The organism is Janthinobacterium sp. TND4EL3 (genome assembly GCF_900156175.1).
Classification (GTDB): domain Bacteria; phylum Pseudomonadota; class Gammaproteobacteria; order Burkholderiales; family Burkholderiaceae_D; genus Janthinobacterium.
The window spans coordinates 139,951-155,097 of the sequence record NZ_FTMV01000001.1 but is presented as its reverse complement, the minus strand read 5'-3'; the positions used below and the strand labels follow the sequence as shown (position 1 = coordinate 155,097).

General features: G+C 60.4%; 16 protein-coding genes. 3 read left to right on the top strand and 13 right to left on the bottom strand.

Annotation, left to right across the window (positions count from 1 at the left end):
• Positions 1-72: 72 nt before the first annotated feature.
• The 9 genes from BXA07_RS00700 to mnmG form a co-directional block, all read right to left on the bottom strand.
• A complete protein-coding gene (locus BXA07_RS00700; protein WP_076564768.1) occupies positions 73-618 on the bottom strand; it encodes a F0F1 ATP synthase subunit delta in 546 nt (181 codons plus the stop codon).
• Between the two features lie 2 nt (positions 619-620).
• The gene (locus BXA07_RS00695) at positions 621-1,091 is read right to left on the bottom strand and encodes a F0F1 ATP synthase subunit B (RefSeq protein ID WP_071325906.1); all 471 of its coding nucleotides are present in this window, start codon (positions 1,089-1,091) and stop codon (positions 621-623) included.
• A gap of 43 nt (positions 1,092-1,134) precedes the next feature.
• On the bottom strand, positions 1,135-1,413 hold the full coding sequence (gene atpE, locus BXA07_RS00690; protein WP_034752695.1) for a F0F1 ATP synthase subunit C: 279 nt from the start codon (positions 1,411-1,413) through the stop codon (positions 1,135-1,137).
• A 59-nt stretch (positions 1,414-1,472) separates the two neighbouring features.
• A complete protein-coding gene (gene atpB, locus BXA07_RS00685) occupies positions 1,473-2,282 on the bottom strand; it encodes a F0F1 ATP synthase subunit A (RefSeq protein WP_046681851.1) in 810 nt (269 codons plus the stop codon).
• 51 nt (positions 2,283-2,333) lie between these two features.
• A complete protein-coding gene (locus BXA07_RS00680; protein ID WP_076564767.1) occupies positions 2,334-2,702 on the bottom strand; it encodes an ATP synthase subunit I in 369 nt (122 codons plus the stop codon).
• A gap of 281 nt (positions 2,703-2,983) precedes the next feature.
• Positions 2,984-3,871, bottom strand: coding sequence for a ParB/RepB/Spo0J family partition protein (locus BXA07_RS00675; RefSeq protein WP_076564765.1), 888 nt, complete (start codon positions 3,869-3,871; stop codon positions 2,984-2,986).
• A gap of 64 nt (positions 3,872-3,935) precedes the next feature.
• Entirely contained in the window at positions 3,936-4,706 is a 771-nt protein-coding gene (locus tag BXA07_RS00670; RefSeq protein WP_076564764.1) for a ParA family protein, read from the bottom strand.
• 168 nt (positions 4,707-4,874) lie between these two features.
• The gene (gene rsmG, locus BXA07_RS00665; protein WP_076564762.1) at positions 4,875-5,519 is read right to left on the bottom strand and encodes a 16S rRNA (guanine(527)-N(7))-methyltransferase RsmG; all 645 of its coding nucleotides are present in this window, start codon (positions 5,517-5,519) and stop codon (positions 4,875-4,877) included.
• Entirely contained in the window at positions 5,516-7,453 is a 1,938-nt protein-coding gene (gene mnmG, locus BXA07_RS00660) for a tRNA uridine-5-carboxymethylaminomethyl(34) synthesis enzyme MnmG (RefSeq protein WP_076564761.1), read from the bottom strand. Before mnmG ends, rsmG begins: the two co-directional genes overlap by 4 nt.
• Before the next feature lie 317 nt (positions 7,454-7,770).
• Between mnmG and sugE the strand changes: the two genes are divergently transcribed.
• The 3 genes from sugE to BXA07_RS00645 all read left to right on the top strand — a co-directional run bounded on the left by sugE (position 7,771) and on the right by BXA07_RS00645 (position 9,703).
• A complete protein-coding gene (gene sugE, locus BXA07_RS00655; RefSeq protein ID WP_076564759.1) occupies positions 7,771-8,091 on the top strand; it encodes a quaternary ammonium compound efflux SMR transporter SugE in 321 nt (106 codons plus the stop codon).
• An 11-nt stretch (positions 8,092-8,102) separates the two neighbouring features.
• On the top strand, positions 8,103-8,462 hold the full coding sequence (locus tag BXA07_RS00650) for an NADH-quinone oxidoreductase subunit A (protein WP_076564757.1): 360 nt from the start codon (positions 8,103-8,105) through the stop codon (positions 8,460-8,462).
• Positions 8,463-8,545: 83 nt separating this feature from the next.
• Positions 8,546-9,703, top strand: coding sequence for an iron-containing alcohol dehydrogenase (locus BXA07_RS00645; RefSeq protein ID WP_076564756.1), 1,158 nt, complete (start codon positions 8,546-8,548; stop codon positions 9,701-9,703).
• A gap of 3 nt (positions 9,704-9,706) precedes the next feature.
• Here BXA07_RS00645 and BXA07_RS00640 read toward each other — a convergent pair whose 3' ends face one another.
• The 4 genes from BXA07_RS00640 to BXA07_RS00625 all read right to left on the bottom strand — a co-directional run bounded on the left by BXA07_RS00640 (position 9,707) and on the right by BXA07_RS00625 (position 15,109).
• Entirely contained in the window at positions 9,707-11,764 is a 2,058-nt protein-coding gene (locus tag BXA07_RS00640; protein WP_076564754.1) for a 3-hydroxybutyrate oligomer hydrolase family protein, read from the bottom strand.
• Between the two features lie 76 nt (positions 11,765-11,840).
• Positions 11,841-12,821, bottom strand: a complete 981-nt coding sequence (locus tag BXA07_RS00635; RefSeq protein WP_076564753.1) for a branched-chain amino acid ABC transporter permease — start codon at positions 12,819-12,821, stop codon at positions 11,841-11,843.
• Positions 12,822-12,852: 31 nt separating this feature from the next.
• Complete coding sequence (locus BXA07_RS00630) at positions 12,853-13,737, bottom strand: branched-chain amino acid ABC transporter permease (RefSeq protein ID WP_076564751.1); 885 nt, start codon at positions 13,735-13,737, stop codon at positions 12,853-12,855.
• 163 nt (positions 13,738-13,900) lie between these two features.
• The gene (locus BXA07_RS00625; RefSeq protein ID WP_076564750.1) at positions 13,901-15,109 is read right to left on the bottom strand and encodes an ABC transporter substrate-binding protein; all 1,209 of its coding nucleotides are present in this window, start codon (positions 15,107-15,109) and stop codon (positions 13,901-13,903) included.
• Between the last annotated feature and the right edge of the window lie 38 nt (positions 15,110-15,147).

Sequence of the window (15,147 nt, the reverse complement as noted above, 5' to 3'; positions counted from 1 at the left end):
TCCTAAAAGTGTTTCTCTCAGCTTGCGCGAGGGGTAAGGGTCTGTCTTAGCTGGCCTGCCGAAGCGCGTGTCTTACGACACCAGTGCAGCGTGCAGTTGCTGCAGCTTGGCGCGCACCGAGGTATCGAGCACTTGGTCGCCAACAACCACGCGCACGCCGCCGAGCAGCGATGGATCCACTGTGACGGCAGGGTTGAGCTTACGACTGAATTTCTTTTCCAGCGTTGCGACCAGCTCGGCCGTTTGGCCTTCGCTCAGATCGAAAGCGCTCGTGATCTCGGCGTCAGCCGCACCTTCCACACTGTTTTTCAACGTATGGAATTGCGCGCCGATTTCCGGCAGCAGGCTGATGCGGCCATTTTCGATCAACATGGTGACGAAGTTTTTCACTTCCTCATTGAGCGGCGATTTCAACAACGACAGGATGGTGGCGGCGACGTCGCTTTCCGAAACTTTCGGATTGCGCGCGTACGCCTGTACCTCGGGGTGGCTACCGATCTGTGCCAGTTCGGACACCAGTTCGGACCACGCCGCGAGGTTGCTTGACTCCTTACCAGCTTGGGCTACGCGGAACAAAGCTTCCGCGTAGGGACGGGCGACGGTTGCGAGTTCTGCCATGATTACAGCTCGACAGCAAGACGCTGCAACATTTCGGCGTGAGCCGTTGGGTTTACTTCACGCTTCAAGATCTGCTCGGCACCCTTGACAGCCAGGTCAGCCACCTGAGCGCGCAATTGTTCGCGTGCTTTCGACAGTTGCTGTTCGGCGTCCGACTGGGCTTGCGCAATGATACGCGCAGCTTCAGCTTGTGCATTTTGCTTGATCTCTTCAGCAACCAGCTGCGCGCGCTTTTCAGCGTCCGCAACGCGTTGCGAAGCTTCTTCACGTGCACTGTTCAATGCCTCTTGCGCACGCTTTTCAGCGACAGCCATCGAAGCCTGACCTTGATCGGCAGCAGCCAATCCATCCGCGATTCGTTTGGCACGCTCATCCAGCGCGTTGTTCAGCGCTGGAAATACGAACTTCATCGAGAACCAGACCAACACCGCGAAGGTGATCATCTGGCCGATGAGCGACATATTGATGTCCATACCTTTGCTCCTAACTAAAAGTTTCTCCTAGGGTTGGAGCGAATTACTGAGCAACAGCCGTCAGAGCGGACAGGAACGGGTTAGCGAACGTGTACAGCAGGGCAACACCAACGCCGATCATCGAGATAGCATCCAGCAGACCAGCGATAACGAACAGTTTGGTTTGCAGTTGTGGCATCAGTTCTGGTTGACGTGCCGAAGCTTCCAGGAATTTGCCACCCAGAATAGCGAAGCCCAGAGCGGTGCCGATTGCGGCCAGGCCGATGATGATTGCTGCTGCCAGAACGGTCATGCTTTGTACTTGTGCGATCAGAGCTTGCATAAAATTCTCCTAAATTTAAAAACGAAAGATACTAAAAAAACAAAATATAAAGTTAATGATTAATGTTTCTCAACCGCAAGGCTCAGATACACAACCGTCAACGCCATAAACACAAAAGCTTGCAAAGTTACAATCAAGATATGGAAAATTGCCCATGGACCACCCAACGCCCACTGTGCCCACCAAGGCAACAACGCGATCAAGATGAAAATCAGTTCGCCGGCATACATATTGCCGAACAGTCGCAGCGACAGGGAGATCAGTTTTGCAACCAGCTCAACCATTTGCAGCAGGAAATTGACGGGTGCCAGGGCGATCGTACCGATCAGGCCGCTCGCATGGAATGGCGCCGTGAACAGTTCCTTGATCCAGCCGCCCAGGCCCTTGGCCTTGATCGAGAAGGCGATCACGCACAGCACGACCGACAGCGACATGGCGAAGGTGTGGTTGACGTCGGCGGTCGGCACGGCGCGCAGTTTATGCACGCCAAACCAGCTCAGGATCTTCGGCAACAGGTCAACCGGCAGGAAGTCCATCGCGTTGAGCAGCCAGACCCACACAAAAATCGTGATGGCCAGCGGCGCGATGACCTTGCTTTTCGCGTGGAAGGCCCCATTAATAGTGTCATTGACGATTTCCATGACCATTTCGACGAAGTTTTGCAACTTGCCAGGGACACCAGCCGTCGCGCGGCGCGACGCCATGTAGAAAACAGCCAGGAAAACAAAGCCCAGGATGGCCGAAATCCAGAACGTATCCAGATTGATCATGCCGTCGGCACTTCTCAGGTGGGCCAGATGGTGACTGATGTATTCTGTGGCGTTGGCTGGGGCAGCATGGCCCGCTTCAATAGCGTGTTCTGTGGTCATAATGAATTTAGATTTGTCGTTTCAGAGCACAACAGGCCCCAAAACCAATGATTAAACAGCGAGCAATGAAAACCAGTATGCTAAGGTTGCCACCGCGAAACCCAAGATCAGCCATAACCAGGCGGCCGACTGAAACAACACCAGTGCCAATATAAACAGCACCGCTGTGATAAATATTTTCACCACTTCTGCGCGCAAATGCGCCCGGAATGCCTTGTTGGCGTCGCTAGAACCGCGAACGACCAGCATGGCATACACCAGGCTACCGATGACTGCGATAGCGCCGCCGTATGCGGCGGACCAGCCTTTGACACTGCCACCAAAAAACAGGGTGACCGTTGCAAAACTGATAGCGATTGCAAGCTGCAGAGCAACTACTTTGTAGACTGGTTTGGCAATATTTTGTTGTGAATCACTCAATTACCAAGTTCCCAGAAAAATCTACACACGCAAAGACACGGGATTATAGTTGGCTTTGATCTATAGAGTCAAACGTTGCTGCACCGCAGCAGGGCAATTGCTGCGCGAAACTGACGCTTTACCGACTATTCGCCGCCATTTGCACCACTATATGGCAAAGCCGCTTGCAGGGCCGCTTCCGGCCGTGTTATCAAGGAATTACGTGATGCGCCCGGAAAGCATGGCCAGTTTGTCCAGCCCGCTTCTGAAGCCACTTTCCCGCCGCTTTGCCAACTTGCTATTTAACCACGCAAGCGGGTCAACAAACCATCGAGCACGTCAAGATCGGCAAAATCGATGACCAATTGGCCACGGCCTTTGTTGCCCATTTTGAACACCACGGGTGTCGCCAGCGCGTCGGACAGCTCTTCTTCCAGGCGCGCGATGTCGCCGGACTTTTCCTTTTGGCGCGGCTCGACCGGGTTGGCCGCTTCCTCGACCGTGCGCGTGACGAGCTTTTCCGTTTCGCGCACCGACAGGCGCTTGGCCACGACCTGATTGGCCAGCGTAATCTGAGTGGCCGCATCGACGGCCAGCAGTGCGCGCGCATGCCCCATGTCGATATCGCCGGCCATCAGCATGGTCTGCACGGGACTGGCCAGATTCATCAGGCGCAGCAGGTTCGACACCGCGCTGCGCGAGCGTCCCAGCGCAGTGGCCGCTTGCTCATGCGTAAAACTGAAGTCGGCGATCAGGCGGTGGATGCCCTGCGCTTCTTCCAGCGGGTTCAGGTCTTCGCGCTGGATGTTCTCGATCAGCGCCATGGCGGCGGCAGCCAGATCGTCCACATCGCGCACCAGCACCGGCACTTCCGTCAAACCGGCCAGTTGCGAGGCGCGGAAGCGGCGCTCGCCCGCGATGATTTCATATTTGACAAGTCCGCTCAGGGTGTCCTGCCCGATCGGGCGCACCAGGATGGGCTGCATCAGCCCTTGCGCCTTGATCGAGGCGGCCAGTTCATTGAGGGCGCCTTCATCCATGCGCGTGCGCGGCTGATATTTGCCGGCTTGCATTTGTGATACGGGCAAGTTCGACGGTTGAGTCGTGTCCGGGCTGGCGAAGTCGCCGCCGCCACCGCCCAACAGGGCGTCGAGTCCGCGGCCCAGTCCTTTTAGTTTTTTCGTAGCCATGCTGTCCTAATCGTGTTTTCAGAGTAAGCGCTCACACCATATTGCGTTCGCGCTTGCCCCTTGTTTACATATGTTTGATGCGCTCGACCATTTCGGCGCCGAAGGCGATGTAGGCCTGGGCACCTTTCGAGCTGGGGTCGAAGGTCACGCCGGGCAAGCCGTACGATGGCGCTTCGGCCAGGCGCACATTGCGCGGAATGATGGTGGTAAACACCTTGTCGCCGAAATGCTGTTCCAGCTGGACCGACACTTGTTGCGATAATGTCATGCGCGGATCGAACATCACGCGCAACAAGCCGATGATCTTCAGGTCCGGGTTCAGGTTGGCATGCACCTTCTTGATGGTGTTGACCAGGTCGGACAAGCCTTCCAATGCGTAGTACTCGCACTGCATCGGGATGATCACGCCATGCGCGGCGCACAGGCCGTTCAGGGTCAGCATCGATAATGCCGGTGGGCAATCCACCAGGATGAAGTCATATTCACTGTCGACTTCGGCCAGCGCATCCTTCAGCCGGCGTTCGCGGTTGTCGAGTTCGACCATCTCCACTTCGGCGCCGGCCAGTTCGCGGTTCGACGGCAGCACATCGAAGCGCCCCGCTTCCGAACGCTGGCGTGCCGTCTTGACATCGGACTCGCCCAGCATGACTTCATAGGTGGACGCCTTCAGGCCGGCCTTGTTGATGCCGGCGCCCATGGTCGCGTTGCCCTGCGGGTCGAGGTCGACCAGCAGCACGCGCTGGTTCAACTTGGCCAGACCGGCGGAAAGGTTGACGCTTGTTGTGGTTTTACCAACACCACCCTTTTGATTTGCTACACAAAAAATTTTGGCCATGTATCTTCTAGTTGTAAAGAGATGCAAACTTCATCGTGCGCCCCGGTATGCGACCGAAACGATTTATACTATTTATTTCATTTATACGATATAAATCGTTTATACGGTTTATATTATTTATACCGTATAAACTATTTATATGATTTATACCGTTTATTTCTTCAGTCTTTAAATTCTTGCTATAAAGACCAGATGACGCTCTGCATTTAGCCCTGGCACCTGGATAGGCCGTAATTGCGTCACTTGCCAGTCTGCCGGCAGTCTCTCTCTCTCGTCCGGTGGTGCCACCCCTTTCAAGGCGATGAATTGCCCGCCCTCGGCCAGCACGTGGTGCGACCAGTTGACGAAGTCGGACAGGTCGGCAAAGGCGCGCGAGGTGATCACATCGAATTTCTGCGCCACTTCCAGCTGTTCCACCCGTTTCGTGTACACGGTGACGTTGGCCAGGCCCAGTTCCGCCTTCACCTGCGTCAAAAATGCCGTCTTCTTGTGCACGGTGTCGATCATCGACACCTTCACGTCGGGCCGCGCGATGGCCAGGACCATGCCCGGCAAGCCGCCGCCGGCACCCACGTCGAGCACGTTTTTGGCATCCGCGAAGGCCGGTACGGCCGCCAGCGAATCGAGCACGTGCAGGGTCAGCATCTGCAGCGGATCGCGCACCGACGTCAGGTTGTACACGCTGTTCCATTTGGCCAGCAAGGCCAGGTAATCGAGCAGTTTTTCCGTCTGATCCGCGCTCAGGTCCAGTCCCAGCGCGGCAATGCCTTCATTCAAAATCTGGGCCAATGCGGCCCGGTCAAACTGCTTCATTCAACAACCTCGTCCTTTAAAGTGGTGATCTGCGCGGCGCCAAAGCCGCGCTTTTTCAGGTGGACCAGCAGCAGCGAAATCGCCGCCGGCGTCACGCCGGAAATGCGCGATGCCTGGCCCAGGGTTTCCGGGCGCTGCTTGTCGAGTTTTTGCCGCACTTCGACCGACAGCGCACCGATATCCAGGTAGTTGAAACCGGCCGGCAGGGCCAGGTTTTCATAGTGTTCGTGGCGCTCGATTTCCTTGCTCTGGCGCTCGATGTAGCCCGCATATTTGAGCTGGATTTCCACCTGCTCGCGTACGGCCGGGTCTTCCACGCCGGGGCCGGCCAGGGCCTGGCCTTCGATGCCCGTCATGCTCATCAGGGTGTCGTAGGCCACGTTCGGACGGCGCAGCAGGTCCGCCAGCGAGTACTCGCGCTCGAGGGCCTGGCCGACGATGCGTTCCGATTCGGCTGCCGCCAGGATGCGCGGATTGACCCACGTGGAACGCAGGCGCTCTAGTTCGCGCGCCACTGCTTCGCGCTTGGTTTCGAACGCCTGCCACTGGGCGTCGCCCACGCAGCCCAAGGCGCGGCCGATTTCCGTCAGGCGCATGTCGGCATTGTCTTCGCGCAAGCTCAAACGGTACTCGGCGCGGCTGGTGAACATGCGGTACGGCTCCTGCACGCCCTGGGTGATCAGATCGTCGACCAGCACGCCCAGATAGGCCTCGGAGCGGCCCGGTACCCAGGCTTCCTTGTCCTGCGTCAACAAGGCCGCATTCAGGCCCGCCAGCATGCCTTGCGCGGCCGCTTCCTCGTAGCCGGTGGTGCCGTTGATCTGGCCGGCGAAGAACAGGCCGGCCACGGCCTTCGTTTCCAGCGAAGCCTTCAAGCCGCGCGGGTCGAAATAATCGTATTCGATGGCGTAGCCGGGGCGCAGGATGTGGGCGTTTTCCATGCCCTTCATCGACTGCACCAGGGCGATCTGCACGTCGAACGGCAGGCTCGTGGAGATGCCGTTCGGATAGAACTCATGCGTCGTCAAGCCTTCCGGTTCGAGGAAGATCTGGTGCGATTCCTTGCCCGAGAAGCGGTGGATCTTGTCTTCGATCGACGGGCAATAGCGGGGGCCGACACCCTCGATCACGCCCGTGTACATGGGGCTGCGGTCCAGGCCGGCGCGGATGATGTCGTGCGTCTGGCTATTCGTGTGCGTGACCCAGCACGGCACCTGGCGCGGGTGCATGGCCGTGTTGCCCATGACGGAAAAGACCGGCACGGGATCGAGGTCGCCCGGCTGTTCTTGCATCACGGAAAAGTCGATCGTGCGGCCATCGATGCGCGGCGGCGTGCCCGTTTTCAAACGGCCCTGCGGCAGTTTCAGCTCTTTCAGGCGGGCCGACAGCGAGATGGCGGGCGGGTCGCCGGCGCGGCCAGCCGAATAGTTATTCAGGCCCACGTGGATCTTGCCGTCGAGGAAAGTGCCGGCCGTCAGCACCACGGCGCGCGACAGGAACTTCAAACCGATCTGCGTCACGGCGCCGACGACCCGGTCGCCTTCGACGATCAAATCATCGACCGCCTGCTGGAACAGCCACAGGTTAGGCTGGTTTTCCAGGCGCGTACGGATGGCGGCCTTGTAAAGAATACGGTCGGCCTGGGCGCGCGTGGCGCGCACCGCCGGGCCTTTCGAGGAGTTCAGGATGCGGAACTGGATGCCGGACTCGTCGGTGGCAATCGCCATCGCGCCGCCCATGGCATCGACCTCCTTGACCAGGTGGCCCTTGCCGATGCCACCGATGGAGGGGTTGCACGACATCTGGCCCAGTGTCTCAATATTATGCGTGAGCAATAGCGTCTTCTGCCCCATGCGGGCGGAAGCGAGGGCCGCCTCGGTACCGGCGTGACCACCACCGACAACGATGACGTCGAATTCTGTAGGAAATAACATGATAAATAGGTAACAGTGCAAGTAAAAATGCGGGAAGAGAGCTCCGATTATAGAGTCTTTTTGCGAGCGTAACCTTCCACGGGCCAATTTTTGCTTAATTTTTACTCAGCAAGGGCGAGTCAACGGCTGTTTCTGTTTCACGTGGAACACGCAGCATGGCCAGGCAGACGGCTGCGGTACCGTGAAATGTTTGCTACAATTGCCGCATCGTCCGCTACCGTGGTCACGCCAGCGGCCAGCGGGACGATCATCCAGGAGGACGGCCTCCCCCATCATGGGAACACACCGGGACGGCCCGCTCTGTATAAGGAGCCGCCATGGCCTGGATACTGTTAATGATTGCCGGCATGCTTGAAGTCGTGTGGGCATACTCGATGAAACTCTCCGCGGGTTTCACCAGACTCACCCCTTCCATTGTCACCATCGTCATGATGATCGCCAGCTTCGGCTTGCTGTCGCTGGCCATGCGCACCCTGCCCCTGGGTACGGCCTACACCATCTGGACGGGCATCGGCGCCGTCGGCGCCTTCGTCGTCGGCATCGTCTTTCTGGGCGAACAAGTCAACGCCATGCGCGTGTGCGCCGCCGTCCTCATCGTGTGCGGCATCGTGCTGATGAAACTATCATCGAGCCACTGAGAGGAATCCCCATGCTCCTCGAAAACTATTTTCCCGTGCTGCTGTTCATTCTGATCGGCATCCTGGTCGGCATCGTGCCCATGCTGCTGGGACGCGTACTCGCTCCGCACAAGCCCGATCCGCACAAACTGTCCCCGTATGAATGCGGCTTCGAGGCGTTCGGCGACGCACGCATGAAGTTCGACATCCGCTTCTACCTGGTCGCCATCCTCTTCATCCTGTTCGATATCGAGGTGATCTTCCTGATGCCGTGGGCGGCCAACGTCAACGCACTGGGCCTGGTCGGCTTCTGGGCCGTCATGGGTTTTCTGGCGATACTGACCATCGGCCTGGTGTATGAGTGGAAACGTGGCGCGCTGGAGTGGGAGTAGCCCCCGCATCTGGTTCCACGTGAAACAGGCGCGGAGCGGGAAAGCGGAGTAAGCTTGGCGCATGTCCATCTTCAGGAGTATGCATGCCCGCCTTCCAGTTCCGCACCGTGCCGCATCTGATCGTTGAACCGGGCGCTGCCGCCCAACTGGGCGCGCACATCGCCCATCACTTTCCCTCGGTGCGCCGCGCCCTGCTCGTCACCGACGCGGGCTTCCTGCGCACGGGCCTGGCCGACGCTCCCCTGCACAGCCTGCGGGTGGCAGGCATCGACGTCCACGTATTTTCCGACGTCCAAGCCGATCCCTCTGAAGCCGTCGTGCTGGCCGGCGTGGCCCAGGCCCAGATGTTTCACGTGGAACTGATTATCGGCCTCGGCGGCGGCAGTTCGCTCGACGTCGCCAAGTTGATCGCCATCCTTGCGCCCGGCCACCAGGAGCTGGGTCAACTGTATGGCATCGGCAATGTCCATGGCCGGCGACTGCCCCTGGTGCAATTGCCGACCACGGCGGGCACGGGTTCGGAAGTCACCAACATCGCCATCGTCACCACGGGCGCCACCACCAAGATGGGCGTGGTCGCGCCGCAGCTGTATGCGGACCTGGCCATCCTCGACGCCAGCCTGACCCTGGGCTTGCCGCCCGCGATCACAGCCGCCACGGGCATCGATGCCATGGTGCATGCAATCGAAGCCTACACCAGCCGGCTGCTGAAAAATCCCCTGTCCGACATGCTGGCACGCCAGGCGCTGTCGCTGCTGCACCCGAATATCGTCACGGCGTGCAGCGATGGAGCCAACTTGCCGGCGCGCCAAGCCATGCTGCTGGGCGCCATGCTGGCCGGCCAGGCGTTTTCCAATGCGCCCGTCGCGGCCGTGCATGCGCTCGCCTATCCCATCGGCGGCCTGTTCCACGTGCCGCATGGCCTGTCGAATGCGCTGGTGCTACCGCACGTACTGCGCTTTAATTTGTCCCATGCGGCGCCCCTGTATGCGCAGCTCGCCACCCTGCTCCGTCCCGGCATGACGGGCAGCGAGGAAGCGCGGGCACAGGCGCTGATCGACGTCATGCAGGATATCGCCGCAGCCACCGGCATCGCGCGCACCCTGCGCGAGGTGGGCATCGCGGCCAGCGACCTGGACCGACTGGCCGACGAAGCCATGCTGCAGACGCGCTTGCTGGGCAACAATCCCCGGCCTGTCACGCGCGCGGATGCGCGGGCCATCTACGCGGCCGCGCTCTGACACTCAGTTGGGCACATCGACCGCGCTGCCCGTCACGCTGATCGCATTGCCAGCTGCCGGCGTTGCCGCTATCGCCGGCACATTCACATTGGTGATCAAGGTCGACGCATCGGCCCGCGTCACCGTGCGCACCACCTGCGACGGCGGCAAGGCTTGCTGGGCATTCAAGTGCGCATACATGGCATCGAGCGCGCGGTTCAGGTAAACGTGCAAGGGCACGATCAAGGACGGCAAGGCGCTGCTGAAGGAATCGAAGTGGTTGGCATGCGTCACCTCAATATAGCGCAGCTTGCTATTTGCCCCCTCCACCGCGGCGTTCAAGCCTAGATAGGCGCGCGACGCGTGATTGACGGGAATCAAGGTATCGCTGCGGCCGTGCACGATGATGGCCGGCTTGCCATTCAATTTTCCGCTGGCAACGACCTCGGCCATGCCGGCGCGCACGCGCACGCTTTGCGCGGCCAGAGTGCCGTCCAGGTTGGCGCCGCTGACGGCGTCGCGTCCCGTCGCCAGGCTGCGCAAGCACAGGAAGCCATCGAGCGACTGATCCGCCAAGCTCGTCGATGGCGACACGCCGGCCGTGTACACCCTGGCGCCGCCCACGCTGTTTTCATATACGACATTGCCGACGATGCCGCTCTGGGTGGCAAAGCTGGCCGCCTTTTGCGCCGACGTGAACGCGATCGGGTTGCCGCCGCCATCCGTCTGCGCAAACGTGAAACCGCATACTTTATCCGTCACGGAAAATTTCCCGTAGGCATACGCATACGTGACGGCCACCAGAATGTTCGTGCCCGCATGCGCCGCCTGCAGGGGATCGGAGTCCGGCAGCCAGCCATACGCCTGCAAGCGCAGTTTTGCATCCGCCTGCTGCGCCGCCAGGTCGGCACCGTTTAACAAGCCTTTGGCCACCAGCGCCGTGCAGCGTCCCGCATTGCCGGCCACGGAAGCGATGCAGGGCTGGTACAGGGCCGCGTAGGTGGCGTAGTCGAACAGGGCACGGCCGGGATTGGCCATCACTACCCCGCCCTGGCGCACGCTGTAGGCCGTGGAAGGCTGCGGTTGCACCTGCGGCTCGCTGGCCGCCACGCCGCTGATCAAGCCCTTCGTATCCTGCTCCGCCGCCAGCAGGGCCGAGCCGGCGCCGTTGGAAATGCTCGACGCGATCGTGATCGTGTTCTTCGGCGTCAGGCGCACGATGCGCGAACTGCCGTCGCGGGCCAGCACGCCGTAGCGCTCGTTCAACACGTAAAACGCCATCTCGACCGCCTGCAGTGTCACCTTGCCCCAGTCCTTTTCCGGGTTCTGCTGCGAGTGCGCATGCTTGAAGGCGATGCGGTTCGGATAGGCGCCGGCCCAGGCCAGCCGGTCGGCGTCGCTCAAGTCCGGCGCGAAGAGCGCGTTCTTGCCGGCAGCCACCCTGCCCGCGCGCACGCCGTTCTGCAGGTTGACGCTGTCATCCTCGAACACATACAGGCCCGTGCCAGAACCCTTGTCCGCATACGCGACGGCGCAGCCCTTCTTCAGGCCCCATTCGCCCGAGCTGCCGATGGCGCCGTAGATGCCGCGCGAACCGCTGGACGTGCCCGTGACGATGCAGGCGCGGTCCGGGTCGAAGCTGGCCGGCACCTGCACCATCAGGGTGACGTTCTTCTTGCCCGTGCCATCGTCGGCATAGGCAATGTATTCGCTGCCCGCGACCAGGCCCTCGCCCGTGCCGATGCTACCGTTGGCATCGACGTTCGGTCCGTACAGGGTGCCGTAGCCGCTGTTGGCGGCGATGTCGAGCACGGCGCGGTAGTTGGCATAAATCGCATTGCGGCGCAGTTCCACCGGCGTCGGCTGTTCGGCATTCGCATACGCGGGCGTGGCACCCGCCAGCCCCGACTTGCCCAGGCCGGCCGTCAGCAGATCGTTTGTCTTGCCATCGTAGTCGGCGCGGGCAATCGTCCCCAGGTAGCCGGGCATCTGGTTCAGCTCTTCGGGTGCATGGTTGCTGCCGCAGGCTGCCAGCAGCAGCGTGCACAGGCCGATGGCCGCGCGCGTACTCGTCGTTTGCATGGTGGTTCTCTCCGATGAAGTCCCAGTGGACGCACAATGAAAAACGCCGGACGATCTGTCCGGCGTTGCTTGAAAATCAGACCGCGGCCTTGGCTGGCCTGGCGCCGAAGCGCGCGATGGCTTCGCCGACGATGCCGCGCCGGAACAGCAGCACGCAGATGACGAAGATCACGCCCGTGACCATGCCCACCGATTCGCCCAGGGTGCCGAACCATTCGATGCCCGTGTGCGTGGCCAGGTAGGTGCCGACATCGCCCAGCTTGTTTTCCAGCGCGATGATCAGCACGGCGCCGAGGATGGGACCGGACAAGGTGCCCATGCCGCCCACCAGTGTCATCAGCACGACCAGGCCCGACATGCCCCAGTACACGTCGGTCAAGGTCTCAAAGCCCAGCACCAGCGTCTTGGTGGCGCCGGCCAGGGCAGCCAGCGAAGCGGACAGCACGATGGCCATCAGCTTGTACTTGTTGACGTCGTAGCCGAGCGAAATGGCGCGCGGTTCGTTTTCCTTGATGGCCTTGAGCACTTGTCCGAACGGCGAATGGATGGTGCGCACGATCAGGGCGAAGCCGGCAATGAAGATGGCCAGCACGACGTAATACAGCACCGTGTCGTTGCCCAGGTCTATCGTGCCCAGCAAGGTTCCACGTGGAACACCCTGCAAGCCATCTTCGCCGCCCGTGAACGGCAGGCGCAGGGCAAGGAAATACACCATCTGCGCCAGCGCCAGGGTGATCATCGTAAAGTAGATGCCCTGGCGGCGGATCGCCAGGCCGCCCATGACCAGACCCAGCCCCGCCCCGGTGAGCACGCCGGCCAGCAGACCGAGTTCCGTCGGCCAGCCCCAGGTGCGCAGCGCGTAGCCGGTGACATAGCCGGCGCCGCCAAAGAAGGCCGCGTGGCCGAACGACAGCAAGCCCGTATAGCCGATCAACAAGTTAAAGGCGCAGGCAAACAGGGCGAAGCACAGCAACTTCATCAGGAAGACGGGATAGCCGTAAAACGGGGCGGCCAGTGCCAGCAGCAGGGCAATGGCGTAGCCTACATTCTTATTCATCGTGGTAGCTCCAATACATGACTGATGAGAATTACTTTTCTTTGCCGAACAGGCCGGCGGGACGCAGCAGCAGCACGATGACCATCACCACGAAGACCACGGTGGCCGAGCCTTCCGGGTAGAACACGCGGGTCAGGCCCTCGATCACGCCCAGGCCCAGGCCCGTGAGGATGGAGCCCATGATGGACCCCATGCCGCCGATCACCACCACGGCGAAGACGACGATGATCAGGTTCGAGCCCATCAGCGGCGAGACCTGGATGATCGGTGCGGCCAGCACGCCGGCGAAGCCGGCCAGCGCCACGCCGAAGCCGAAGGTCAGGGTCACCATCAGCGGCACGTTGATGCCGAACGCTTCCACCAGTTTCGGGTTTTCCGTGCCGGCCCGCAGGTAGGCACCCAACTTGGTTTTTTCGATGACGAACCAGGTGGCCAGGCAGACGGACAGCGAGGCGATCACCACCCAGGCACGGTAGTTCGGCAGGATCATGAAGCCGAGGTCCGTCGCGCCCGCCAGCGCTTCGGGCACGGCATACGGCTGGCCCGAGACGCCGTAGAAGGAACGGAACACGCCTTCCATGATCAGGGTGATGCCGAACGTCAGCAGCAGTCCATACAGGTGGTCGAGTTTATACAGCCAGCGCAGCATGGTCTTTTCGATCAGGATGCCGATCAGGCCGACGAGGATCGGAGCGATGACCAGCATGGCCCAGTAATTGATGTCGAAATAACTGAGGCCCATCCAGGCCAGGAAGGCGCCCATCATGTACATGGCGCCATGCGAGAAGTTGATGACATTGAGCAAGCCGAAGATGACGGCCAGTCCGAGGGACAACATGGCATAGAACGAGCCGTTGACGAGGCCCAGCAGCAGCTGGCTCATCATTGCTGGTAATGGAACGCCGAAAATTTCCATGGCATCACAGTATAAAAAGCACCGCCGAACGACGGTGTGGTATCAAGGGAAACACGCCACCGCAGACGGGCGCGGCGGCGCAAGGCGAACCCTGCAGGCAAAGCGCCTGCAGGAAAGACTGCTCGCACCGGGCGGGCAATCCGTTTGACGGACTGCTACAGCGTTACTTCCACAGCGAACACTTCGATTCAGCCTTGGTCACATACGCTTGCGCGCCGGGCACGGTGGCCACGACCTTGTAGTAATCCCATGGGTATTTCGATTCGGACGGCTTCTTCACTTCCATCAGATACATGTCGTGCACCATGCGGCCGTCGGGACGTACTTCACCGTTCTGGGTGAACATGTCGTTGATCTTGGTCTTCTTCAGATACGCCATGACCTTCTCGGTATCGTCCGTGCCGACGGCCTTGACGGCTTTCAGGTAATTGGCCGCGGCCGAATAATCGGCCGCCTGCAGCATCGACGGCTCCTTCTTCATCTTGGCGAAATAGCGTTTCGACCAGGCGCGCGTTTCCGCATTCAAGTCCCAGTACCAGCCATCGGTCAGGTACATGCCCTGCGTCAGGTTCAGGCCCAGCGAATGGATGTCATTGATGAAGATCAGCAAGCCGGCCAGCTTCATGGACTTCGTCAGGCCGAACTCGTTGGCCGCCTTGATGCTGTTGATGGCGTCGCCACCCGCATTGGCCAGGCCCAGGATCTGCGGCTTGGCTGCCTGCGCCTGCAGCAGAAAGGACGAGAAATCCGAAGCACCCAGCGGATGCTTGACGCTGCCCAGCACCTTGCCGCCGGCCGCCTTGACGACTTCGGCCGTGTCTTTTTCCAGCGAATGGCCGAACGCATAGTCGGCCGTCATGAAATACCAGTTCTTGCCGCCCTGCTTGACGATAGTGCCGCCCGTGCCGCGCGCCAGCGCCACCGTGTCGTAGGCGTAATGCACGGTGTACGGCGTGCATTCCTCGTTCGTCAGGCGCGAAGAACCGGCGCCGATGGCGATGAAGATTTTTTTCTTTTCCGCCGCGACCTTGGCCATGGCCAGGCTGGCGCCGGAATTGGTGCCGCCGATCAGCATGTCGACGCCCTGCTGGTCGAACCATTCGCGCGCCTTCGAGGCGGCGATATCGGCCTTGTTTTGATGGTCGGCGGAAATGAACTCCACCTTCTTGCCGGCGAGAACGACGCCGGCATCGGCGATCGCCATCTTGATGGCTTCCGCGCCGCCGAGGCCGTCGACGTCGGAATACACGCCCGACATGTCGGAAATAAAGCCGATCTTGATGGTGTCGCCCGATACCTGGGCATGCGCGGCAGCGGAAAAACCCAGTGCGCACAGGGTGGCGGTGGCAATGGCGATAGCGTTACGTTTCATAGTGTCTCCGTTGGGATTATTGTTTGCTATTCAGTCGA